Origin of the sequence: Natronorubrum sediminis, assembly GCF_900108095.1 — an archaeon.
GTDB classification, from domain to species: Archaea; Halobacteriota; Halobacteria; order Halobacteriales; family Natrialbaceae; genus Natronorubrum; species Natronorubrum sediminis.
This window is the reverse complement of sequence record NZ_FNWL01000003.1, coordinates 26,281-50,440: the sequence shown is the minus strand read 5'-3', so window position 1 is coordinate 50,440 and position 24,160 is coordinate 26,281. Positions and strand designations below refer to the sequence as shown.

Below are 24,160 nucleotides of genomic sequence, written 5' to 3'. Positions count from 1 at the left end.
TCCGCGTCGTCGTCATCTGCCTCGTCGTCGTCCGCGTCGTCATCGTCTGCTTCGTCGTCGACTTGTTCGGCGAGTTCCTGGATCTCCTCAACGCTGTCCGCGGCGTTGTTCAATCCGTCGACTGCCTCTTGAGCAGCAGCGCCGTATTCTTCTTCGATCTCGTCAGCTTCTTCTTGTGCTTCTTCAGGGGTGTCGACATCGTCTGCGATGTCTTCACCGAGCATTTCCTGAGATTGCGTGTTGATCTCGTCAACGACCTGCGTGAAGATGTCGTCCTGGACTTCGTCGGCAGTGTCATCGTCGACTTCGTCGACCGTTTCGACGTCGTCTACGTTCTCGAGTTGTTCGTTGATATCTTCGATGAGCGCGTTGATATCGTCGGCCACATCGTCACCGGCTTCGTCGTCGTCATCTGCTTCGTCGTCGTCCGCGTCGTCGTCATCTGCTTCGTCGTCGTCCGCGTCGTCGTCATCCGCGTCGTCGTCATCTGCTTCGTCGTCATCCGCGTCGTCATCGTCGGCTTCGTCATCGTCGGCTTCGTCATCGTCCGCGTCGTCGTCATCTGCCTCGTCATCGTCTGCTTCGTCGTCATCCGCGTCTTCGACTTGTTCGGCGATCTCCTGGATCTCCTCAACGCTGTCCGCGGCGTTGTTCAGTCCGTCGACTGCTTCTTGAGCAGCAATGCCGTACTCGTCTTCGATCTCGTCAGCTTCTTCTTGTGCTTCTTCAGGGGTGTCGACATCGTCTGCGATGTCTTCACCGAGCATGTCCTGAGATTGCGTGTTTATCTCAGCGACAACTTGCGTGAAGATGTCATCTTGGACCTCGTCGGCAGTATCATCGTCGACTTCGTCGACCGTTTCGACGTCGTCTACGTTCTCGAGTTGTTCGTTGATATCTCCGATGAGCGCGTTAATCTCGTCGGCCTCTTCGTCAGCGTCGGCTTGAGTGCTTGCCCCGACAACCGATGCGCCGCCAGCGAATGCGGCTGACACCATAAGGACAGCAACGATCAGTGCAGATACCTGGTTTCGTGTTATCCGTGACATGTGGTTACCGTCTTCGGTGGCGGGTTGCCATCTTCGAAGACGAAAGAGTCATCGAGAGAGTTCTGTATTAAACCCAGGAACCGTTCAAAGTTTACATATCTCACAACAATAACCCAGTTGCGAGTTTAGCAACTGTTGGGATAATCATTATACTTGTGGCAACAGCGAACGTCGTTGCCTTTTATGTCGAGGATTTCACGAGAACGACTCCGCCTGAAAGCGTGATTTTCGACGCTCGATCGCAGAGGGAAACGCCTCGCAGCGACCATCGGTGGGTGCGGGCGACTCGAAGAGGCCCAACTAATGGCTTCGAAAGCGACGAAACGTGTGTTCCACTCGAGACCCTGGCTGCTCGAGGGTCGAATCGAGGCGGATCGAGATGACTCGAGCCCACAGCGGTACTGTCGAACTCGAGTCGACGGCCGTACCAGTCGCGGGAGTTGCTGAACGAGGTGGCCTCGTCGGGGCGCATTCGAGGGGGTCCCAAGGACGGAAGGAGTCCCTGGGGATGCGCCCCGACGACCGTTCGAATCGGTCGACCTCCTTCCGATAGCCGACCACGGACGACGAAACGATGTCCGGGAATCGCTCTCCGTTCGCGTCCCAACGGACAGATCGTTTTGGCGGTGGCTTCTGACTGCTAGTGAACGGCAGCGATCCTCTCGGCAACCGATGTCGATGTTACTCCAGTACATTCGAAGCGAAGCCAGCGAGTACGCCGCCGAGGGAGCCAAATACGAGGGGATACACCAGTCCGGCGATTGCGACTGCGAACAATGGATCGGGACGCATTGCACCTTCGCCCGGGTCGACGGTGAAAACGAACAACCCGAGGACGACGAGCGGAAAGTAGCCGACGACGATTGCCGCACCAGCGAGCGCGGCGTCGGTCGACGCCTCGAGGTCTGTCGCGGTGTACGAGGCAACCAGCGCGCCGGCAACGACTAGGGCAGCCACCGGAACGACGTACAGGAGAAGGGTACTCCCCCCGTCGGCGAGAACGAAATTGTGACTCTCTTCGAGTGCTTGCAACACGCTGTACTGGGGTACGTTGGCGTCGACGTTGTGTGCGTTGTAGAACAACAGGCCGACCATTTCGAGGTCGACGGACTCTTCGACCGCTAGCTCCAGCGCTTCGGCTTGCTCGTCCGACCGGATTTCGCCGATCGCACCGGCGTAGGTGACGAGGTATCCCAGTATCCACGCCGCTATGCCTGCTAACGCGCCCGCTACGATCGACACTCGTGAACTGTTCTCAGTTCCCATTGTCGGTCGAACCTTACTGTGACATAAAATGGTTGTTAAACATTATCACACATATGCAAGGTTTGAACACCGAGTGAAAAGTAATTATTTCGTGACTGTGTCGAGAGTACAATTGCTTGCGTTCGCTCGTGTTAGCTTGATGCCCGGTGCTCGAGTCGATACGGACGATGGCATTACAGCAACTCGAGCACGCGGACGAGCACATGCAGGAGTGTATCGATAACTGCCTCGAGGCTGCACAGGTCTGTGAGTGGTGTGCCGACGCCTGTGCGGGCGAGGGAGAGGGAATGGCGCGTTGTATCCGTCTCTGTCGGGACGTGGCAGACGTCGCCTCGCTTCACGCGCGATTCATGGCCCGTAATTCGGGGTATCATCGGGAACTCGGCGAACTCTGTGCCGACATCTGTGAGGAGTGCGCCGAAGAGTGTGCCCAACACGATCACGACCACTGTCAGGCTTGTGCAGAGATCCTGCCCGAGTGTGCAGAAAGCTGTCGAGAGATGGTCTCAGCCTGATGGTCTGAAACAGGAGGAAAGGCGCTGAGTCGACTCTGTATCTGTCTTATTATACCGATCAAAAGCGAGAGAGTCGCGACGAACCAGCCGCGATCGTCGGCGGACGCGAGCGTTCGTCGCGTCCCCTCGAGCGTGGATTACTCGTCGTCGTCCGTTCCGTTTTCGTCGTTCTCGTCGTTCTCTCCGTTTTCGTCTTCGTCGTCTGGCTCTTCGTCTACGTCCCCTGGATGCTCGTCCTCGTCGTCTTCGTCTTCGTCAGGGTCCTCGGCGTCCTCCTCGTCTTCCGCAGGGTCTTCTTCCTCGTCGTCGGGTTCCTCGATGTCGTCCGGTTCTTCGATCTCTTCGCCTTCGCCCTCGGGAACCATCTCGAGGACGACGCCGGTGTCACCCTGCGGGACGCCAACCTGGTTCGCGAGGATGTACACCTCGCCGTCGGCACCGCGGCCGAACTGGCGAACGAAGTGGTAGAGTTCACCGTCCTCGTTACCCTCGAACATCACTTCTTCCATGTCCCACAGCTCCTCTTGCGGGCGGCCGCCGTACTCGTCTCGGTCGTCGGTCGGCTCGAGGTCAAGATCTTCCGGTTCGGCGGCGAAGACGCGACCCAGTGGCTGCTGGCGGCCCTGGTCGACCGTCCAGTCGCCGAAGATGTACTTGCCCTCGAGTTCCTCGATCGTGTCGTCCTCGTAGGTGTGGCCGCCGATGATGACGATGCCGACCCCCTCGCCTTCGTAGACCTGCGGGTACTCGACGACGGGATCGATCAGTGGTTCGCCGCCGCGAACGTCGTCGGGCGTCTCGGTCGGACAGTCCTCGGGTGGCGTCGCAGGCGAATCAGTGCTGAAGCAGTGCGACCCTTCTCTGACGTTCCAGCCGTAGTTTTCACCCGATTCGATCTGATAGGCTGCTTCGTACAGCAGTTGTCCGGCGTCAGCGACGATACAGCGGTCGTCCTCGCTGAAGGTGATGCCGAAGGGGTTGCGTAGCCCCCACGCGTAGTACTCTTCGAGTCCCTCGCCTTCGAGGTCTTCGCCCTCCATGAACGGGTTGTCGTCCGGAATGCCGTACTCGCCGTAGTCCTGATCTTCTTGCTCGTCGACGTCGATCCGGAGGATGCCGCCGAGGAGGTTCTCCTCCGTGTCCTGTCCGTTGCCGCCCTCGTTCTCGTCGTACCAGTCTTCGACGTGGCCGTAGTCGGCGTCGTCACCACCGCCGCCGTCGCCCATCGGGTAGTAGAGGTAGCCGTCGGGGCCGAAGGCCATTGGGCCGCTGTCGTGATTGAACTGCGGGTGTTGAATCTCCATGATGCGCCGTTCGGAGTCGAGGTCGGCGCTCTCGTCGTCTTCGGCTTCGAACTCCGAGAGAACCTGGACGTGTGACCAGTCGTCGGGCGTCTCGTCGTCCGGCGGAGCGCTGTAGTTGACGTAGAACAAGCCGTTGTCCTCGTACTCGGGGTGGAACTCGAGACCGAGCAGACCGCGTTCGTCGTAGTCGCCCTCGGGATCAGCGTACTGTCCCGCGAACTCCTCGCCGACGGCGACCATCTCGTCGCCGATGTCGAGGAATGGCTCGTCTTCGATACCGTCGTCGCCGATGAGGTAGATTTCGCCGGTCTGGTCCGAGACGTACTGATAGTCCGACCCCTCGGGGTCGTGGAAGTCCGTCGGCGCGATCATCCCCTCGGCGACGGTATCGACGCCTACCGTCGGCCCTTCGGGGAAGTACCGGACGTCTTCTTCTTCCTCCTCTTCTTCCTCCTCGTCGAAGGAGATGTCTCCTCGCATCGTCTGAGGGTGGGGTTCGCAGTAGTACTCCGACATCTCCTCCTCGGCCTCGAACTCGACCGTTTGCGTTTCGCCTTCCTCTCCGATGAGTTCGGATTCGACGATGTGGTCGCCCTCCTCGTCGATGATGACGAAGTTGTGCTCGACGCCGTCTAGATTTTCCCACGTCACCTCGTAGCTCTCGCCTTCCTCGAGGACGAGCGTCGGGTTGTCCTCTCCTTCGATGTCTTCGGGTGCTTCGCCGACCCACGCGTCGCTCGCGCCGCCGAGTTCGAATTCGTTGTCGCCGTTCTCGTCGTCGTCTTCGTCTTCGTCCTCGTCCTGCGCGCTCGCCGCGCCGGTAAACCCGACGACGGCGCTCGCGGCTGCCGTCGCCTGCATGAAGCGACGCCTGGATGGCTTCGAGTGGGGACCGGGCGGACTCGAGTCGGGCGACTGCTCGGCTGTCGATTCCTCGTCGGGTACCGATTCCTCGTCGGTCGGTAGTCGGGAGTCGTCGGCTCCTGAATCAGGTGCCTCTTGGTTGTCAGTCATCGTCTGCCTACGCTATCAAGGAGGGGTGAGAAAGGCAGACAGGGCCGTTGCGAATATTTGTACGATTATTCTGATATAACGTTCGGGTAGCGGACCATTACCCGTGGGTTTTGGATTATCAGCGATTCGCCGGGTCGGATCATCGACGGCCTCCAAATCCGACTGGAAATCCCTTCGACTACCGACTACACGTACGCCTCGAGCGCCTCGTAAGCGTCTCGAGCCGCGCGATCCGGCTCGTCGGGATAGGTGTACAACTCGAGGGTGGCAAAGCCGTCGTAGCCGATGTCGTCGAGCGCGTCGAAAATCGCTCGAAAGTCGAGGTCGCCCTCGCCGGGGATTCGGTGGTAGTGCTTGCCCCGCCGCCCACCGACGATGTCCTCGAGGTGAATGCCGGTGATCGAACCGGCGCTGCGGCGAATGCTCTCAGCCACGTCCTCGCCGTAAACTGCCGCGTGGCCCACGTCCAGATTGATCCCGAGCCCCTCGCGGTCGACTTCCTCGAGTAAGTCGAGGACTTCGTCCGTATTCTCGATCAGGAGTTCGGGTTCGTACTCGATGCCGACCGCGACGCCGCGAGCGTCGGCGTAATCGAGGATCGACGAGAGCGACTCGAGGAGGTACGCACGAGCCTCCTCGGGCATCGTTCCGGGGAGTGGCCGCCCGGTGGCCAGACAGACCGCGGGGGCGTCGACCGTGTCCGCGAGGTCGATCGCTCGCTTCGTGTACTCGATTCTCCATTCGCGGGCGTCCGCGTCCGCACGGATGATGCTCGGTTCGAAAAACGCCGAGGGTGGGGCGTCGTCGTAGTACCCCATCGCCGTGTTCGCGTTGACGTTCGAGACGGCGAGGTCGGTCTCCTCGAGTGCCTCGAGAAGATTCTCGCGGTCCGCCTCGGTAAATTCGGGGAAGTAGGCGTGGGGGTCGTCGCCGAGGAGTTCGACGCCGGCGTAGCCGTGGTCAGCGATGCGTCGAATCGCGGTCGGCAGCGAGTGGCGCGTGTACGCGTTCGTGGAGAAAGCGAGGTCGACCATAGCGAGCCTATCCCGACGAGGTACTAATCCGTTGGCCAGGAATTCGAGCCCTACACCGTCGAATGAGGGACTGTCGGGAAGACGAGGCGCGGAGAAGCAGCGGCAACTCGAGATTAGCGCGTGAAACGGCCGGCCAGAGCGCGATTGTGCGTGGAACGATTTGCGCGATTTATTCGGCAGAGCGACCCTTCCGTGGTAGGGCGAGTCACAGCGAGCGCTGAGTCCTCCTGCCAGCAGCGAGTTCGCCAGACTCGCGGTCGGAGGCCGCTGCGTTCGAACGTCGTCCACACCACAGGAACGCAGTTCACGTGAGACACAATGAGTTATCCAGATAAGCCAGCAGACGGTATTCACGACGGTCGGATCACGCGACAATCACGACGGACGGTCCTCCGCGCACTCGCGGCGACAGGGTCTGCGACGGCACTCGGTGGCGTCGCAGGCGTGCAGGCACAAGAAGACGAGGACGACCCGGACGAGGACGTCGAGGAAGCGGACGACGACGAGTTCGGTGACATTCCCGTCGCGGGGGAGTTCCCCGAAGGAGAGACGGTCGGTCTCCAGTTGATGGCCGCGAACATCCCCGCGCCGACGGATTTCGATTACGTCGAAGTAAATGGCGAGGTGTATCACTTCATCGTCACGCAGACGGGTCAGGTGTTCGCCACGAACCTCGAGGAAGACGTCGACGAGATCGACGACGAAGACGATCTCGAGGACGACCCCGACCTCGATGACGATGACGAGCCAGCGGATGACCTCGACGAAGACGATGTCGAAGAAGAGCCGGCTGACGAGGAAACGGAGAGTTTCGTTCAGGAGACGGACGACGAGGACGACGAGGTTGACGATGCGGTCGACGACGACGGCGAACCGACGGAATTCGTCTTCAACGGCGTCATTTCGGCTTGGTTCGGGATGGAGCCCGACGAACTCGACGGGGAGGAGAATCCGACACTCGAGTTGACTGCGGGTGAAACCTACGAGTTCACCTGGGAGAACGGCGACGGCCAGCCCCACAACGTCGTGATTCTCGACGCGACGGACGAGATCCTCGAGCGAACGGAGATCATTCGAGAGGCGGGCGAAACACAGACGCTCGAGTTCGAGGCGACCGAGGAGATGGATCGATACCTCTGTGAGGTCCATCCGGGGACGATGGTCGGGAGTATCCAGGTCGAGGAGGAAGATCCCGACGAGCCCGACGAAGTAGACGACGAGGTCCCCGAGGACGCGCTGACGACCGACGATATGGACCTCTTCCTCGACATCGAAGATCAACTGGTCAGCCTCGGTATCGGCGAACTCGGTGGGTACGACGAGCGCGGCCTGCTCGGGATCGCGTTCCACCCCGACTTTTCGGACAACGGCCTGTTCTACGTCAGGTACAGCGCCCCCGAACGCGAGGGACTGGGATACGACCACACCGACGTGCTCGCGGAGTTCGAGGCCGAGTCGGACGGCGACGAACTCAGCGTCGACCCCGACTCCGAGCGGACCGTCATGGAGATCCAACAGCCCCAGGACAACCACAACGGCGGCCGACTCGCCTTCGGTCCCGACGGCTACCTCTACACGTCGGTCGGCGACGGCGGCAACGTCCACGACATCGGCGTCGGCCACGTGGAGGACTGGTACGACGAGAACGAAGGCGGCAACGCCCAGGATACTCGAGAGAATCTCCTCGGCGGCATTCACCGGATCGATGTCGATGCGAACGGCGAGGACGAGGACGCAGACGACAACGACGAACTCGAGGACGAGAACGATGTCGACGATGACGACGACAACGGCGACGATGACGACGGCGAAGCCGAGGCCGAGTTCGGCGAGTACGGCATTCCGGACGATAACCCGCTCGTCGACTCCGAGGAGGACTTAGGCGAGTACTGGGCCTGGGGCTTTCGCAACCCGTGGGGGATGTCGATCGACGACGACGGACAGGTGTTCGTCTCAGACGCCGGCCAGCACGCCGTCGAATCGATCTACGCCGTCGAGGAGGGCGGCAACTACAGCTGGAACGTAAAGGAAGGATCCTTCTGCTTCAGCACCGACTCGCCCCTCGAGCCCCCGGAAGACTGCCCCGACGAGGTCGGCGAGGGGGCCGGGGAGGCACGGGAAGGCGAACCGCTCCGAGATCCGATCGCGGAGTACCAACACACTCGCATCTCGGAGGCGTTCATCGACAGTTCGGTCGTCGTCGGCGGCCACCGGTACGCGGGCGAGGCGATCCCCGAACTCGAGGACGCGTTCGTCTTCGGCAACTGGAGCAGTCAGGGCGTCGCCGAAGCGGATGGAGAGATCATCGCGGCGATCGACCCTGCCACCAACGGCGATGCTGACGACGATGACGAACTTGACGAAGACGACAACGATGTAGACGACGACGGGGAGACCGACCTCGTCGAGGTCGACGAGCGCTGGGAACTCGAGGAACTCCAGTTCGAGGGCGCGGACGACGAGTCGATCAACCGCTACGTCTACGGCGTCGAGCGCGACGAAGAAGGCGAACTCTACGTCCTCGCGAACACCGACTTCCGACCGCAGGAGGAAACGGGTGAGATCTACAAAATCGTCCCCGCCGACGAGGGAGAGGACGTCCCCGAGCCGGAGGACCCCTTCGTCGTCGACGAAGAAGAGATGGACGGGGAAGAGCCCGAAGCGGAAGCGCCGGACGAGGAAGAAGACGATGAGATGATGAACGGGAATGGGATGGACGAAGACGGCATGGACGGCGATGGCATGAACGGAGACGGCCCGGGCGACGGGATGATGGACGAAGACGACGACAACGGCGACGACTACTGAGACGCAAGCGAAGCGGGTCGCCAAAGTCACTCTCAAGAACAGCCTTCACTCGAGGGCGTCTTACCCGGGATGGCTCGCTTCACGAAACGCCATCTCCGAGTTCTATCGACTTTTTTGGTTCGGTAGGATAGTTCCGTCACTCAGGTAACGTCGAACACCTGCGAGAGTCCTCGAGCGGGGACCAAAAATACGCCAGCCGCGAGCGCCCACAGGACGCCACTCGCAGCCGCGAACGCGGCGTTGAGCAAGACGAGACCGAGGACGCAGGCACCGACCGCCGGACCGACGGTTGCGGGTGTCGGATCCGAGACGGCTGCGCGTAACGGCCGTCCGACCCACCACAGGAAGGCGACGGCGAAAGCGAGGGCAGTCGCCGCCTCGAGCGCTCCCGACCCGGTGACAACGTGAAAACCGCCGACGGCGAGGACGCTTCCGAGCACGGCACCGATCGCAAGGCCGACCGCGCCGCGATTCTCGCCAACGGTTTCGCCGGCGGCCATCCCGGTGACGGCGGCGATGTAAGCCGCCACGACGAGCGAAACGAGAAGCGCGGACGCGGGGAGCGAGAGCAGGGAGACGGCCCCCGCAGTCGTTCCCAGGACGACGTTCAGTCCTCGAGTCGCGCCCATCGTCAGGAATCCGGCGGCGCTGCCTTTCGTCCAACCGTCGTACGTGACGATCGCGGCGGCGAGGAGCCCTGCGACGAGGCCGCCGGAGACGCCCGTCGCGACGAACGCGACGACGATCCCGAAAACGAGCAGCGAGGTACCGAGTGCGAACGCCGTTCGACGGGAAACGCGCCCCGAGGGGATCGGGCGTTCGGGTCGCTCGAGTCGGTCTTTCGGGGCGTCGAACGCGTCGTTGAGCGTCGTTCCGCCGGCGTAGAGGAACATCGAGGCGATTGCGAGGCCGACGATTTCTGTCGAGGCGACGTTGCCGCCTGCGCCAGCGGCCGCGACGAGCGCCGCGCCGAGGATCACGTCCGGTGGCGCGGTGAAGAGGTTCGGCACGCGCACGAGTTCGGCGTACGTCCCGAGCGTGTCTCGAACCCCCCTTCGCTCGGTGGCGATCACGACAGAGCCCTCCTCACCCCCGACCACCTACGTCCACCCGCGTTCCTCGAGGTAGTCCATCGCCTCGTTCGCTGTCTGGATCGGCGTCTCCTCGTAAGGGTAGAGTTCGACGGTGACGTAGCCCTCGTACCCTCGGCCCTCGAGTTCGCCGAGGAAGGCGTCGATGTCCATCGCGCCGTCGCCGAGTTGGGTGTGCTCGTGGGTTCGGTCGTCGGGGATGTCCTCGAGGTGATAGTGGTCGGTGTACTCCCAGAGCGGGTCGACCAGTTCCGCTGGGTCCTCGCCGACGCAGTAGAAGTGGCCCGCGTCGAAGTTACACTTTACTCGTTCGGAGTCGACGCGCTCGAGCAGGTCGAGGAACTCCCCGGAGGTCTCGATCAGCAAGTCGGGTTCGGGTTCGACGAGGAGGTCGACGCCCACGGCCTCGGCCCGATCAGCCACCTCCTCGAGGGCGTCGACGAACTGGTCCATCGCCCACTCGCGGGACTTGCCTTCGGGAATCGGCCCGCCGGGTTCGATCGAGATGTAGGGAATCTCGAGTTCGGCCGCGGTCTCGAGGGCCGCGAGGGTGTAGTCGATTCGTTCGCGGCGGTAGTCGGGGTCGGGTTCGACGTAGGATGGGTGGTGAAAGTCCTCGATGGCCGTCAACATGAACGCGTTGCCGTTGCTGATGGCGATATCGTTCGCCTCGAGGGCCTGCCGGACGGCGTCGTAGTCGTCCTCGCTCGCGTCGGGAGGATAGAGGTGTGGCTCGTCGAAGAGCAGTTCGACGCCGTCGTAGCCCGCGTCGGCAATGGCCTCGATCGACTCCTCGAGGCCGTACTCGCGAAACGCGTTGGTGGAGAAGCCAAACTGCATGGTTCAGGGCTCGTAGTCGAAGTTCGGCGACTGATCGAAGAACTCGTAGGGGTTGTCGAAGACGACCTTCTTGACCTCCTCGCGCTCCCAGCCCCGATCGAGCATCTCGTCTCGCGCCTTCGGAACCGCGAGCGGGTCCGAGGGGTCCCAGTCGGCGGCGCTGTTGAACAGCATCCGGTCGGTGCCGTACTCCTCAAGGAGATCGATCGCCGCGCTGGCTTCGATCTTTCCGGGGTAGAGCGTGAAGCCGATCCAACAGTCGGTTCGCGTCGAGATGTCGATCGTGTTCTCCGTGTTGTGATCGATGACGATTCGCTCTTCCGTGAGCCCCATCTCCTCGATGATCTCGACGATCCGTTCGGTGCCAGCCGGCTTGTCGGTGTGGGGCGTGTGGATCATGACGGGGAGTTCGCGTGCTTCGGCCAACTCGAGTTGCTCGCGGAAGGCCCACTCCTCGTCGTCGGTGACCTGATCGAAGCCGATCTCGCCGACGCCGACGACGGGGTCGCGATCCAGGTACTCCGGGACGCGCTCTACGACCTCCTCGGCCATCTCGCGGTAGTTGGCCTCCTTGGGCTCGAGACCGATCGTGACGTAGTGGTCCACGTTGGCCGTCCGCTCCGCGCGGTCGGTCTCGTGTTCGATGATCTGCTCGAAGTAATCGAAGAACGAACCGGCGTTGTGCTTGTCCTGTCCGCTCCAGAACGCCGGTTCGATACAACACTCGATGCCGGCCCGTCGCGCTCGCTCGTAATCGTCCGCGGAGCGCGAAATCATGTGCATGTGAGGGTCGATAATCCGCATACGTCGTCTCCGTCGGGTGGCCGTTTTGGATGAACGGACTGTTCAAGCCACAAAGCCCAGATTACGGCCGATGAAACGACGACGCGCGACGCTCGAGTCACCTGCTCGAGCGGCCAACGGTCGATTACGCGTCCTACGCGTGCCATAACAAACACCGCTCGCCCCCGACTTTCGGAGGATGCTGCGCACCGAACGCACGAAGAGGGAATCGGGGTTGCACCACGCGACGGCCACGGGGCCGGTCCGAACGGACCGACGTGATCTGCGATGAGCGCACCCACTCCCAACGAGAGTGACGAGCGACTCGGCGTCTGGCTCGTCGGCGCTCGTGGGAACGTCGCGACGACGGCCATCGTGGGTGCGCGAGCGATCGCTCGCGGGCTGACCGGGACCACCGGCATGGTCACGGAACGGGCCCCCGTCTCGAGACTCGAGCTTCCCCCCGTCTCGGGATTCGTCTTCGGCGGTCACGATATCGAACGCGAATCGCTCCTCGAGCAGGCCACTCGCCAGTCCGAACGCAACGGCGTTCCGGACGGTGAGACGCTCGCGACCGTCGAAGACGACCTCGAGCGAATCGACGAGCGAATCGAGGTCGGAACGGCCCGCAACTGCGGGGCCGCCGTCTCCGCGGAGAGCCAGCACCTCGACCCGGAGCTAACGGTTGGCTCCGTCGTCGAGCAGATTCGATCCGACTACCGGGCGTTTCGCGAAGATCACGGCCTCGATCGACTCGTCGTGGTCAACGTCGCCTCGACGGAGCCGGAACTCGACGATTCCGACGCCTACGACAGCCGAGAGGCCCTCGAGCGAGCGATCGAGGAAGACGACGGTGACCTGCCGGCGAGCGTGCTCTACGCCTACGCCGCCGTCGTCGACGGTCACCCCTTCGTCAACTTCACGCCGAGTACGGGCAACGCGCTGGGCGGGATTCGCGAACTCGCCGTCGAGAAGAACGTCCCGCATATGGGCCGAGACGCGAAAACGGGCGAAACGCTGGTGAAATCCGCGCTCGCGCCGATGTTCGCCGGTCGGAACCTGCAGGTGCTCGCCTGGGAGGGCCACAACATCCTCGGCAACAAGGACGGGCTGGTGCTCGAGGACGACGCGAACGCCGCGGGCAAGCTCTCGAGCAAGGGCGAACTGCTCGAGTCCATTCTGCCCGACATCGGACACAATCGAGTCCGCATCGACTACACGCCCTCGCTTGCGGACTGGAAGACGGCCTGGGACTACATCCACTTCGAGGGCTTTCTCGACACCGAGATGAAGATGCAGTTCACCTGGGAGGGCTCAGACTCCGCACTGGCCGCGCCCCTCGTGCTCGACCTCGTTCGGCTGATCGCCCACGCGGACGAACACGACGAGGGTGGCCTCCAGCCCCAGCTTTCGTCGTTCTTCAAGGCTCCACTCGGCGTTGACGAGCACGACTTCTCCCGCCAACTCGAGGGGCTCACAGAGTACGCCGAACGCCACAGTTGATACACCCTTTCCCGCGATCAAGCACGTCTTTCGACGCGATCAATGACCGAACACACCCCAACCCAACCGACGCCAGCCGCTCCACACGAATCGATCGCTGCAGACCGCGTCATCGTCCTCGACGTCGTCGGGCTGCAGCCCCACCACGTCGACACTGACCGAACGCCGACGCTCGCCGAACAATTTCCAACAGATCAGGTGACTAACCTCCGCCCGCCGTTTCCGGCCGTCACGGTCCCCGCACAGACGACGCTCGCAACCGGGATGCACCCTCGAGACCACGGCGACGTCTCGAGTGGCGAGTACGACCGCGAGCGCGACGCCGCCGAGTTGTGGGAGCGCGACCGGGCGGATCGAAACCGAATCTGGGAGTACGCAAGCGACGAGGCGGGGCTGACGACCGGCGTCCTGAACTTCCAGCACCTGATCGGCACGAGCGCCGACGTCGCGCTCACCCCCTCGCCCAACGAGGACGAGGACAACAACATCCTCGAGATGAACTGCTGGACGAACCCCGACGGCTTCTACGACGACCTCCGCGAGGAGTACGGCCACTTTCCGCTTCACAGCTACTGGGGGCCCGGAGCCAGTGCCGAGAGCAGCGAGTGGATCCTCACCGCCGCACGCGAAGCGATCGAACGCTTCGATCCCGACCTGCTCTGGGTGTACGTGCCCCACCTCGATTACGTCGGCCAAAGTGAGGGTCCCGACTCCGACGCCTTCGAGGCCGAACTCGAGACCGTCGACGGCCTCCTCTCCTCGTTTCTCGACTTCCTCGCCGAGACCGAACGCTGGGACGACACCCTTCTCACGCTCGTCAGCGAGTACGGCTTCCACGGCGTCGACCAGCCGGTGTTTCCGAACCGCGCGCTTCGCGAGGCTGGGCTACTCGAGACGGCCGACGACGGCGACGTCGACATCCCCGCGTCGGACGCCTTCGCCATGGTCGACCACCAGATCGCTCACGTCTACGCCGACGAAGGTGTCCAGGAGGAGGCTCGAGACGCCCTTGCTGGACTCGAAGGGATCGACGAGATTCTCGCCGACGACAGAAAAGCCGAGTACGGGATCGACCACCCGAACGCGGGCGAGTTCGTCCTCGTCGCGAAGGAAAACGCGTGGTTCCAGTACTATTGGTGGGACGACCGCGACGACGCCCCGCCGTACGCCACCGACATGGACATCCACAAAAAGCCCGGCTTCGACCCCTGCGAGTTGTTTTTCGGCGACGACGGATTGGTCTCGCTGGACCCGACGACGGTCAGCGGCTCCCACGGCCGCATCGACGACTCCGCATACGGCTGCTTCGGCCTCGGTGGCCCGGCAGCGTCGGCGCTCGAGGACGAGACCGTCGACGCGACGGCCGTCACGCCGTTCCTCGAGGGCGTGCTCGGACTCGAGTGATTCAGTAATGGCAGAATCGATCGAACAGAACGGCTCGCGCCCGCCAGTTCTCGTCCAGCTTTTCAGTAGCGCGGGGAATTGTATCCGCGGTAGTCAGGCCGATCCGGGTTGAGGAGTCCGCCGAGTGCCCCGGCGATCGCGCTCTCGAGGGCCATCACGAACGAGACGAAGATTGCGACGGCGAGGATACCGATGCCCGCCGCACCGGAGATCAATCCGCCGGCCGGGCCGAGCGTCCAGCCAGCGAGGCCGACGAACACCGCGATCAGGAGGCCGCCGACGAGGCCGCCGAGTGCGCCCGCGAGCAAGCCGTGCCAGAAGCCCCGGAGGAGGCCGCCGCCGGCGACGTATCCCGCGACGAAGCCACCAACCAACCCGGCGGCAAGCTGGCCCACTCCGGGAATCGCCAGCCCGAGGATTCCGAGGACGGTCGCGACGAGGAAGCCGATGATGACCGCACGCCAGTTCGTCATGCCAATATAGAGGGACTCCGCGAGGAAAAGATCGCCGCTCGTAACGAACGACCTTTTAAGACCGCGAATCCTACGTACCGCTATGATTTTCGAAGACCTTCCGACGACGCCCACGTCGGAAGAGCTGATCGACAAAGCATTTTCGCGGGCGGCGCGGTCGGGGAACGCCAAACAGGGCCTCGAGGCCCAGCAGTCGATGCTCCAGGTTGCGGCGAACATTGTCTCGGACAACTTAGAAAACGTCGTCACGGCGTGGCCGGATTTCGCCTACGAGGACGACGTCCACCCGTTTTACTACGAACTCGCCGACGCCATCGTCGACGTCGACAGGCTCCGACAGAGCCTCTCGGAGGTGATGTGGGCGAGTCGAAAGGCTCGAGAGATCCACGAAGAATACCAACCGCGCCTGCGCAAGACCGACGTCGACACGGCCCGCAAACACCGTAAACAGGCCTTCGCCCGCCTCGCCGACATCGTCGAGCAAGTCGACGACGAATTGCTGTACATCAACAAGTCCCGAAACGACCTGCGCGACCTGCCCGAGATCAACCCCGACGAGCCAACCATCGTTGTCGCGGGCTACCCGAACGTCGGCAAATCCTCGTTCGTCAACGACATCACGAACGCCCGCGGCGAGACGGCGTCCTATCCCTTCACGACGAGGGGAATCGGCCTGGGTCACTTCGAACGCGAACACGTTCGCTACCAGATCGTCGACACACCCGGCCTGCTCGACCGGCCGCCAGCAGAGCGAAACGAGATCGAATCGCAGGCCGTCAGCGCCATCGAACACCTCGCCGACTGCATGCTCGTGATGATCGATCCGAGCGCCGAGTGTGGCTACCCCCTCAACTCCCAACTCGAGCTTCGCGACGCCATCGGGACCCAATTCGAGGACGTTCCCGTCCTCACGATCGCGAACAAGGTCGACCGGAAGGAGGTCTGGGACGACCGCCACGCAGACGAGCTGAACGCCGACTACACGATGAGCGTCGAAACCGGCGAGGACGTCGAAACCGTGCTCGAGGCGGCCGTCGAGGCCATCGATCACGAACCGAAACTGCCGTTCGAGGAGTAAGCGTCTCGACGAACCGTCGACTCGAGAACCGCGAACAGCGAACCGACAGCCCTACTGGCGACCACCTCGAATCATCAGTCGATGAAAGGACCGGGTCTCTTCTGGATGCTCCAGACTGCCGCCGGGATGTCGATGGCAGCACCCATGTTCGTCGTCGGCTTCGAGTTCTTCCGAACCGGCCGGACACTATTCGGCGTCGGCTTTTTCGCACTCGGTGCGATTGCGCTGTACTTCCCGACGTACTTCCTCAACCGAATCGGCGGGCCACGAACGTGGATCCGCCGCCGACTCGGACGTGGCGACTCGAGCGAGAGCGACGAGACGCCAGCGGACGAGAGCGAAAGTAAGCGGACGTTCTTCGACCGATTTCGGCAGTAAAATCGATAGCAGACTCACCGTTCGTCGATACCAACGGCTCGAACCTCGACGCCCACCTCTTCGTCAGTGTGTTGTTCGATCCGCTCGTGTAACTCGTCGGCGAGCTCTGGCGGCAACTCCCCCGGCGGGCCGCCCACGGTGAGGACCACCCGTTCGGGCCCGATGAACGGATAGTCGTCGTCCATTACGACCTCGGACTCGAGCAATTGGTACTCCTCGAACTCCTCGTCGCTGAGCACCAGTTCGGCTTCCGTCTGGGCGTTCTCCTCGAACGTCGAGGCGGTGTACGAGGAGTACGTGATCGCCCCGAGAAAGAGCGCGAAGACGAGCACGATGACGACCAGCCCGACGATTCGCCTGCGCACGCGCTGTTCTGTCTCGTCGAGCGAGAAGAGGTTCTCTGGACGATAGCCGACGTACCACAGCGTAAGGAGCCCCGCGAGATTCACCGAGAGGACGTTGACCAACACGAGCACCGTCGAGCCGATGGCCGCCGACGGTTCGCCCCAGGCCATCGCGATTCCCGCGGCTGCCGCGGGCGGGATCAACGCCGCCGCGATCATGACGCCGACCAGCGCGACCGAGATCCCCGTCGCGATGCTCACGATCCCCGCCACGCCGGCTCCGAGGGCAACCGCGAGCGACAGCAGATCCGGCGCGAGTCGCTCCGAAATCTCGTCGACGTTGGCGATCTCGAGTCCCGGCGGAACGATGTTCGTCACGCGAACCATCCACGCGAAGATCGCCGCGGCCGCGATCGCGAGGATGACACCCAGGATCTGATAGAGAATGCTCTCGAGGAAGAGGTCTTCGTCGTCGATCACCGAACCGACGCTCGCACCCAGGGCCGGCCCGATCAGGGGCGCGATCACCATCGAACCGACGACCACGGCGGGCGAGTCGAGCAACAATCCGGCCGTCGCAACGACGGCGCTCACGATCGTCATCGTCGCGTAGATGCCGAACGTCGGCGTCAGCGCGTTCGCCTCGGCCTGTAACTCCTGTCTCGAGATGCGATCCGAGCCGACGTCACCCTTCTCGTACTCCTCGCGTAGCTCCTCGAACCGACGGGAGACCACCGTTTCGGCGTCGACGACGACCGTGTAGGCGTCGTCGTCGATCCCCGCCTCGTTGAGGTCGTCGAGCACGGGTTCGACCGCCGGTGACGGCAACGGAAAGTAGACGACCGCCGTGTACTCTCGGTCGCTATCTTCGTCCGTCACGACGTAATCGATTTCCCGACCGTCGAGCGTCTCGAGGATCGTCTGGCGCTTTCCCGTCGGAACCGTCAACTGTACCAACCGCACAGGTCCGTGTAACCACCTCGTGTGGGATAACTCCAGTGTATTACTGCAGGCTGAGATCGGCGTCCTCGACTCGAGCACGCTACTTGGTCGGGACGGTGGTCAATAGCGCATCTCATCGGAGCCACGCCTCGAGCGAGGCGAACGCACCACGTATAAACCCGTCACGACCCTACGGCGGTGTATGTTCGAGACGCGACCCGACCGCGAGGCCGAAGTAGCCCTCGTCGGTCGCTCCAACGTGGGCAAGTCGACGCTCATGCGGGAACTGACCGGCCACAGCTTCGACACCGGCGGCAAACCCGGCGTTACCCGCGAGCCGAATCACTACGACTGGAACGCCGAGGACTTCGTCATCACCGACCTGCCCGGCTTTGGCTTCATGAGCGGCGTCCACGAGGACCACCGCGAGCAGATCAAGACCGACATCGTCCACTATCTCGAGGAGTACGCCGACAACATCCTCGTCGCCGTATTAGTGGTCGACGGCAAGAGCGTCATCGACATCATCGACCGCCACTCCGGCCCGGACGAGATTCCCTACGACGTCGAGATGTTCCACTTCCTGCGCGAACTGGACGTCCCCACCGTCGTCGCCGTCAACAAGATGGACAAAGTCGACGACCGCGACGAACGCCTGAACGATCTCTGTGACCGCCTCGGCCTCCTCCCGCCGTGGAAACAGTGGCAAGAGACCATTGCCCCCATCACCGCCAAGCGAGGCCAGATCGATCCCCTGAACGAGGCCGTCCGCGGACACCTCCACGAACAACAGCGCGACGACCTGTTCAAATTTTTCTAACGAAATTTTACTCTGCGTTTGTTTCGCGCTGACGGCAGCTACGCTGCCGCACAGCGCGTCGGCTCTCGGTAAAATTTCGATCAAAAGCACTCCTCCTTCCGCTCCGGGTCACGTCGTGACCCTTCGCATCAGTCGTCGGCCCGCTCGCTCACTGCGTGCGCTCGCGGTCGGGTTGTGTGGTTCAGCCTGCCCTTCCCCGGGGAACGCGGCTCTCGCGTTGCTCGAGCCGCGTTCCCGGCCACTGCGTCGGTCGTTAGGTCATCCGTCAATGCTGTCGATTTCAGCCTCGAGTCCCGAAGCTGAACAGTACGTCTGCGCATAAATTCGCTTAATCGCGAGATAATAAGGGGGAGACAGGACGGTGGCGAGAGTATGGACGACAGCTCGTCGAAATCGATTGACGGAATGGGGCGGCGGGATCTCTGTCGGCTCGGGGCGGCAGGGACGTTCGCACTCACCGGGGTAGGGAGTGGTGTCGGAACCGGTGCAGTCGTCGGGTCCGTGGAATCGGGCACGAACGGCCAGGTCGTGTTCATCTACGACGATAGCTGGCGCGAGGATTGGACCGACACGTTCCCGGTTCATCAGGAAGAGGGCGTCCCCGCCTGCTGTGCCGCCGTTCCCGACCATATCGACACCTCCTGGGGACTGCTTCCGGAGCACCTACGCGAGATGGAAGACGAAGGCTGGGAGATCATGTCCCACTCTACGAGTCACGTCGCCGTCGGGAACCTCTACCTGACCGAACCCGCCGAACCCGAGGACGAACGGCTCGCTCTCGACGGCAGCTTTCTCGGCGATTACACTGACGACGAAATCGTCGTCAGCGACGGCGACCGAACCGTCGAGAACGCCGTCGCTGGCGGCGGAGAGGACGAGGACGGAATCTACCTCGAGCTCGCAGAACCCGTCGGCGAGTCGTTCGAGGCCGAGACGGCGTTCGCCAGATTCGACGACGACCGAATCCACGAGGAGGTCGTCGGTTCGAAGGAGACGCTCGAGGAGCTTGGCGTCGAGGTCGACGCGTTCGTCGCCCCCTTCGGGCGCAGCGAGGGCCTCGCCGGCGACCTCGTTCGGGACCACTACGGCGCGTTTCCCAACGGCGACGACAGCGCTCTGAACGCCCTCGAGGACATCGACCCGTACGAACTCGGGCGCTCGAGTATCGACGGGGAGTCGGCGAGTGAGCTGGATATCGAAGCCTACTACAACGACGTCGCCGACAGCGACGCCCTTGGAATCGTCGTCGGCCACAGCCAGTTCGACGAGACGACACCCGAACGCGTCCGCTTCGCGATTCAGGCCGCGAAAGATCGCGATCTCGAGATCGTGACGCTCCGCGAGGCGCTGATCGACCTCGACGTGTGGGAGGGCGAGACCGGCGGCGCTGACAGCGAGGGCGAAGCTGGTGACGACGAAGACGGACCCGGTCCCGAGGACGAACGCGACGACGAAACGTCCGCAGAAACGGACGACGCGTTCGGAGCGACGGTCCGAGAGAATCGGACGCCACTGCTGGCCGGAACGGGCGCGCTCGCGGCCCTCGGCCTCGCCGGTACCGCCGCCTACCGACGACTCACGCGCTCGGACGACGACGGGAGGCTGTGACTCGGAAAACCCTGCAAACCTGTGTGCTGTAACTCGGCCGTGTTCCGAGTGAGATGCACGTAACCCACCGTCGGCTCAGACGACTCGATTCGTGAACGCCTCGTCGGCCTCGAGTCTCCCGACGTTCGTCTCGACGAGTTCGCCGACGTCGCGGAAGTAGTCTCGCGTGAGGGCCGCACTGTGGGGCGTGACGATGACCTCGTCCATCTCCCACAGCGGCGACTCCTCGGGAAGTGGTTCGTCTTCGAAGACGTCGAGCGCAGCACCCCGGATCGCTCCCGACTCGAGGGCGTCGATCAACGCAGGCTGGTCGACGACCGAGCCGCGGGCGACGTTGACGAAGGAGGCGTCTTCGCGCATGGTCTCGAACGCGTCGGCGTCGAAGAGGTGGTAAGTCTCGTCGGTCAAGGGAACGGTGACGACGACGAAATCGGCGTCCCCGATGGCGGTGTGGAGGTCCTCGTTCGCGTAGACGTCCTCGAAGCCGGGAACCGGTTCCTCGGAACGGCGCACGCCAGTAACCCGAACGCCTAGCGAGCCGAGCGTCTCTGCGACGCCGCGACCGAGCGTCCCCGTCCCGACGACGCAGGCCGTCGTTCCGGGGAGCGTAAACGCCTCGTCCCACTCGGGGCGATGCCACTGGCGCTCTTGCTGGTTGGCCACGTGGTCGTGAAGCCGCCTCGAGAACGAGAGCAGGTAGCCCGCCACGGTCTCGCCGACCGTGCGGCCGTGGATTCCGGTACTGTTCGTGAGGATCACATCGTGGTCTTCGAACTCGTCGAAGGGGAACCGATCCACGCCGGCCTGAATGGAGTGAATCCAGTCGCACTCGAGGAACGCTTCGCGGTGCTCGATGGTGACGACGGCATCGCAGTCCGAAATCTCGTCGTCGCCAATGACGTCGACCGAAACGGGAAGGTCGGCGAGAAAGTCGGCCAGTTCCTCCGGCGGGAACACCGACGCGACCGAGTCGTGAACGCCCAGTTGCTCGAGATCGAAGTGCATAGCTGACGGTACGAACGAATTCGGGTTGAATCTTTCCCGACCACTGTATCCGACAATCTACTTTGAGAGTATCCGCCCTCGAAACGTGGCAGACGCGCCAACTAATCGTTTCGCGACCATCGCAGCCCTATGAGAGAAGTGTTAACTTATACCAACGCATAGTTGACGAAATGACCGAGCGCGACGAGACGCAACGGGCAGCAGCGGTATGCGAGAGTTGTGGGACAGCACACGCGGTTCGTCTCGGTCCCGACGGAGAGATTCAACCGATAGGAACTGGACACGGTCCCAAGTGTACGTGCGGAAACGAGACGCTCCAGATTATGAGCTCCGACGCGGTCGTAATGGAGGACGCGGAGGACACCGGAACGAACGACAGCGGAGAAACGGATTCAGGCCAGTAGTTCAGGCGGGTGTCGACCGTCATCGAGAACGCACTCGGCGAATCGCCATTGGTGGAGAGTCGGACACCGCTGGTGGTAGTTGTCACGACATAGTTGTCACTCCACAGATTGGAAGTGGCGGCTCAGGAAAAACCCTCGTCACACGGGGCTCGGTGGGGGTAACACTTCGTCACTGCCGCCACTCTCACTCCGCACTCGAGTCGTTTCCGTCTATCGCTTCTCGAATCACTCGCGCCAGTCCTCGAGTTCGCGCAGTTGTGCCACGACGTCGCCGACGTCCTCGTCCTCGAGTGCGCCGCGTTCGGTTACGTACTCCTCGACGCAGTCGGCGGGCGTCACGTCGAACGTCGGATTCGCTACGTCGAGTGACGCCTCGCCGTCGTAGACTGCCGACCGATCGCCTGACTCGAGGTTGACCTCCTCGCGCGTCGACACCTTGTCCGTCGCGGCGACGACCGAGACGGGGATGCCCTCGCGCGTTGCGGCGAGCGCGACTCCCCGCGTTCCCGTCTTGTTCACCACGGAGCCGTCGTGGCGGATCGTATCCGCACCGACGACTACTCGATCGATGGCCTCCCTGGAGAGCAGGTGGGCCGCTGCGGCGTCGGTATGAACCGTGATCGGACACTCGAGGCTCTCGTCACCAGCCAGTTCCTCGGCGACGGTAACGCCTTCTCGCTCCGGTCGTGATTCCGCGACGAAGAGTCGCGACGGCTCTCCCTCGCGGAGCGCCTCGAGGACGGTTCCCGAGCGCGAGAGGGTGAGAATGGTTCCCTCGAGTCGGTCAGCTGCGGCCGCCGCGGCGTCCGAGTCGGCCAAAATTGCGCGATCGAGTCCCGCACTCGCGGCATCGAGGACCTCCGGTGCCCCGATCGCGTCGTCCGCAGCGTGCTCGCCAGCGTCGGCCATCGCCCGGTTCACTCGGTTTCTGAGGACGGCCATCGCTGGCCGGGCCTCGAGTAGTCGTCCGGCGAGTGCGGCGAGTTCGTCCCACTCTCCCTCAGGATCGTCTCCGTATTCGGCTCGTTCTGCAACGAGTAGCCCCGCACGGTCGCGTACTACCTCGAGCGCACGGACGGAGAGAGCCGCCGCGCCGTGTTCGTCGTCGGCCGCGATCGAACGCACCGTCGGTGCGACGCGCTCGTAGGCGCTCCAGAGTTCTGGGACCGTCTCGAGGGCGTCTTCGTCCGATTCGGTTTCCTCGAACCCACCGAGCAGTTCGGTCGGCGACACCCACTCGAAGGCGTCGTGTTCCTCGCTCAGGTCGACCTCGCGGTGGGCGGCGTCGAACAGGTACGGGTGGACGATCCACTCGCGTCCGAGGTCCGGATCGTCGACCGTGACCGGCCGGCCCGACCGGACGAACGAGACGGAATCGCCGGGCTCGAGGCCCGTTTCCTCGCGAATCTCCGTCCGAACCTGCTCGTCGGGGTCGCCCTCCGCGAAGCCGGAGACGCCGCCCCATCGCCCCTGATAGGTGCCGACGGCGTCGCTGCGGCGCAAGAGGAGGACGTCGCCCCGGTGTCTGAGGAAGGCGGTGACGACGTGCGTTCCATCGGAAGCGTCGGCGCACATACCCGTCCCGACGGGGGCCGGAGTGGTGTCGCTTTCGACAGCGACTCGCCGTCCCGATCGGCTGTCCTCGCGGCCGAACGTGCCTCTCGAGGAAGGCAGTGGCCCTTGGCACGACCTCGAGTGAACGAGACGGGCGACCGGAGACCGTCCGCTGACGACCGCGTTCTAGCGTCGACGACGAACGGTTTGGGGAGAGGCGAAAGTTTTCGAGACTGGCCGGCAAACGGACGCTATGACCCGCATCGCGATCATCTCCGACACGCACGTGCCCACTCGAGAGTCCAACATTCCCGAGTGGGTCGTCGCCGAGATCGAGCGGGCCGACCACACCATCCACGCCGGCGATTTCGAATCGATCGGGGCGTACGACCAGATCGTCGACCTGACGGACGGCGAACTGACCGCCGTTCTTGGCAACGTGGATCCGGCGACGCTCGACGTGGCGCGGACGGCCACCCTCGAGGTCGACGGCGTGACGTTCGTCGTCACTCACGGCGACGGCTCGTCGGGCAGTTGGCGCGACCGAGTCCTCGAGACCGTCCGCGAGGAAGCGGGCGCAGACGCCGAGACGACGCTCGTCGCCGTCGCCGGCCACACCCACCAGGTGGTCGATACGACCGTCACGTTCGACGACCACCTCCGAGCCGACGGCGATGACGATGACCAATTCGCCAGTCACATCCGGCTGCTCAACCCGGGGAGCGCCACCGGCGCTGCACCCACGACGTTCGAGACGATGTTCGTCGCCACCGTCGACGACAGAACCCTCTCGGTCGAGCACCGAACTGGATAGGGCGGCCCCAGACGGTTTACTGTAAGTCACTTCCGTCCCGACCGTGAGCCGTCCTGCGGTCGGGCCGGTAAATCGTTACAGCAATCCGTCTCAGAGACACGACTGAGACTCTCGGTCGCGAGCAGTGGA

At 63.2% G+C, this 24,160-nt stretch carries 20 protein-coding genes and 1 pseudogene; 10 read left to right on the top strand and 11 right to left on the bottom strand.

The genetic code is table 11. The features are described from left to right. Window positions 1-995, bottom strand: a pseudogene (locus BLW62_RS18755) (hypothetical protein); the annotation flags it as partial. Between the two features lie 735 nt (window positions 996-1,730). Then, complete coding sequence (locus BLW62_RS13830) at window positions 1,731-2,315, bottom strand: DUF7978 family protein (RefSeq protein WP_090507649.1); 585 nt, start codon at window positions 2,313-2,315, stop codon at window positions 1,731-1,733. Window positions 2,316-2,482: 167 nt separating this feature from the next. On the opposite strand from BLW62_RS13830, the gene BLW62_RS13825 reads away from it, so the two are divergent. Then, entirely contained in the window at window positions 2,483-2,830 is a 348-nt protein-coding gene (locus tag BLW62_RS13825; RefSeq protein ID WP_090507648.1) for a four-helix bundle copper-binding protein, read from the top strand. A gap of 137 nt (window positions 2,831-2,967) precedes the next feature. On the opposite strand, the gene BLW62_RS13820 is transcribed toward BLW62_RS13825, so the two are convergent. After that, complete coding sequence (locus BLW62_RS13820; RefSeq protein ID WP_245726729.1) at window positions 2,968-5,148, bottom strand: PQQ-dependent sugar dehydrogenase; 2,181 nt, start codon at window positions 5,146-5,148, stop codon at window positions 2,968-2,970. A 185-nt stretch (window positions 5,149-5,333) separates the two neighbouring features. Next, a complete protein-coding gene (locus BLW62_RS13815) occupies window positions 5,334-6,182 on the bottom strand; it encodes a sugar phosphate isomerase/epimerase family protein (RefSeq protein WP_090507647.1) in 849 nt (282 codons plus the stop codon). Between the two features lie 318 nt (window positions 6,183-6,500). On the opposite strand from BLW62_RS13815, the gene BLW62_RS13810 reads away from it, so the two are divergent. Next, complete coding sequence (locus tag BLW62_RS13810; protein ID WP_090507646.1) at window positions 6,501-8,990, top strand: PQQ-dependent sugar dehydrogenase; 2,490 nt, start codon at window positions 6,501-6,503, stop codon at window positions 8,988-8,990. Between the two features lie 140 nt (window positions 8,991-9,130). Here the strand turns inward: BLW62_RS13810 and BLW62_RS13805 are convergent, their stop codons facing one another. The 3 genes from BLW62_RS13805 to BLW62_RS13795 are packed head-to-tail and all read right to left on the bottom strand — an operon-like array spanning window position 9,131 to window position 11,725. Continuing rightward, window positions 9,131-10,090, bottom strand: coding sequence for a UbiA family prenyltransferase (locus BLW62_RS13805; RefSeq protein ID WP_090507645.1), 960 nt, complete (start codon window positions 10,088-10,090; stop codon window positions 9,131-9,133). Next, the gene (locus tag BLW62_RS13800; RefSeq protein ID WP_090507644.1) at window positions 10,091-10,921 is read right to left on the bottom strand and encodes a sugar phosphate isomerase/epimerase family protein; all 831 of its coding nucleotides are present in this window, start codon (window positions 10,919-10,921) and stop codon (window positions 10,091-10,093) included. It lies immediately after the preceding gene. Window positions 10,922-10,924: 3 nt separating this feature from the next. Beyond that, window positions 10,925-11,725, bottom strand: a complete 801-nt coding sequence (locus BLW62_RS13795) for a TatD family hydrolase (RefSeq protein WP_090507643.1) — start codon at window positions 11,723-11,725, stop codon at window positions 10,925-10,927. A 267-nt stretch (window positions 11,726-11,992) separates the two neighbouring features. Here BLW62_RS13795 and BLW62_RS13790 point away from each other — a divergent pair, with 267 nt between their 5' ends. After that, window positions 11,993-13,207, top strand: a complete 1,215-nt coding sequence (locus BLW62_RS13790) for an inositol-3-phosphate synthase (protein WP_090507642.1) — start codon at window positions 11,993-11,995, stop codon at window positions 13,205-13,207. A gap of 42 nt (window positions 13,208-13,249) precedes the next feature. Continuing rightward, window positions 13,250-14,611, top strand: coding sequence for an alkaline phosphatase family protein (locus tag BLW62_RS13785; protein ID WP_090507641.1), 1,362 nt, complete (start codon window positions 13,250-13,252; stop codon window positions 14,609-14,611). 62 nt (window positions 14,612-14,673) lie between these two features. Here the strand turns inward: BLW62_RS13785 and BLW62_RS13780 are convergent, their stop codons facing one another. Then, window positions 14,674-15,084 carry a DUF5518 domain-containing protein gene (locus BLW62_RS13780; protein ID WP_090507640.1) on the bottom strand — a complete coding sequence of 137 codons (411 nt, stop codon included), beginning with the start codon at window positions 15,082-15,084 and terminating at the stop codon, window positions 14,674-14,676. 82 nt (window positions 15,085-15,166) lie between these two features. On the opposite strand from BLW62_RS13780, the gene BLW62_RS13775 reads away from it, so the two are divergent. Together BLW62_RS13775 and BLW62_RS13770 are read left to right on the top strand one after the other, a co-directional pair. Further along, window positions 15,167-16,162 carry an NOG1 family protein gene (locus BLW62_RS13775; protein ID WP_090507639.1) on the top strand — a complete coding sequence of 332 codons (996 nt, stop codon included), beginning with the start codon at window positions 15,167-15,169 and terminating at the stop codon, window positions 16,160-16,162. Window positions 16,163-16,243: 81 nt separating this feature from the next. Further along, window positions 16,244-16,540, top strand: coding sequence for a hypothetical protein (locus tag BLW62_RS13770; protein ID WP_090507638.1), 297 nt, complete (start codon window positions 16,244-16,246; stop codon window positions 16,538-16,540). Window positions 16,541-16,554: 14 nt separating this feature from the next. On the opposite strand, the gene BLW62_RS13765 is transcribed toward BLW62_RS13770, so the two are convergent. Then, window positions 16,555-17,847, bottom strand: coding sequence for a TIGR00341 family protein (locus BLW62_RS13765; RefSeq protein WP_090507637.1), 1,293 nt, complete (start codon window positions 17,845-17,847; stop codon window positions 16,555-16,557). Window positions 17,848-18,028: 181 nt separating this feature from the next. Here BLW62_RS13765 and engB point away from each other — a divergent pair, with 181 nt between their 5' ends. Both engB and BLW62_RS13755 read left to right on the top strand, forming a co-directional pair. Beyond that, the gene (engB, locus tag BLW62_RS13760; RefSeq protein ID WP_090507636.1) at window positions 18,029-18,646 is read left to right on the top strand and encodes a GTP-binding protein EngB; all 618 of its coding nucleotides are present in this window, start codon (window positions 18,029-18,031) and stop codon (window positions 18,644-18,646) included. A gap of 372 nt (window positions 18,647-19,018) precedes the next feature. Further along, window positions 19,019-20,254, top strand: a complete 1,236-nt coding sequence (locus BLW62_RS13755; RefSeq protein ID WP_175459755.1) for a polysaccharide deacetylase family protein — start codon at window positions 19,019-19,021, stop codon at window positions 20,252-20,254. Between the two features lie 75 nt (window positions 20,255-20,329). Here BLW62_RS13755 and ddh read toward each other — a convergent pair whose 3' ends face one another. After that, a complete protein-coding gene (gene ddh, locus BLW62_RS13750; protein ID WP_090507635.1) occupies window positions 20,330-21,259 on the bottom strand; it encodes a D-2-hydroxyacid dehydrogenase in 930 nt (309 codons plus the stop codon). 170 nt (window positions 21,260-21,429) lie between these two features. Here ddh and BLW62_RS13745 point away from each other — a divergent pair, with 170 nt between their 5' ends. After that, complete coding sequence (locus BLW62_RS13745) at window positions 21,430-21,663, top strand: hypothetical protein (protein ID WP_090507634.1); 234 nt, start codon at window positions 21,430-21,432, stop codon at window positions 21,661-21,663. Window positions 21,664-21,888: 225 nt separating this feature from the next. Here the strand turns inward: BLW62_RS13745 and BLW62_RS13740 are convergent, their stop codons facing one another. Then, entirely contained in the window at window positions 21,889-23,238 is a 1,350-nt protein-coding gene (locus tag BLW62_RS13740; protein ID WP_090507633.1) for an eIF2B alpha/beta/delta subunit family protein, read from the bottom strand. Between the two features lie 232 nt (window positions 23,239-23,470). Between BLW62_RS13740 and BLW62_RS13735 the strand changes: the two genes are divergently transcribed. Then, a complete protein-coding gene (locus BLW62_RS13735) occupies window positions 23,471-24,031 on the top strand; it encodes a metallophosphoesterase family protein (protein ID WP_090507632.1) in 561 nt (186 codons plus the stop codon). Window positions 24,032-24,160 lie beyond the last annotated feature (129 nt).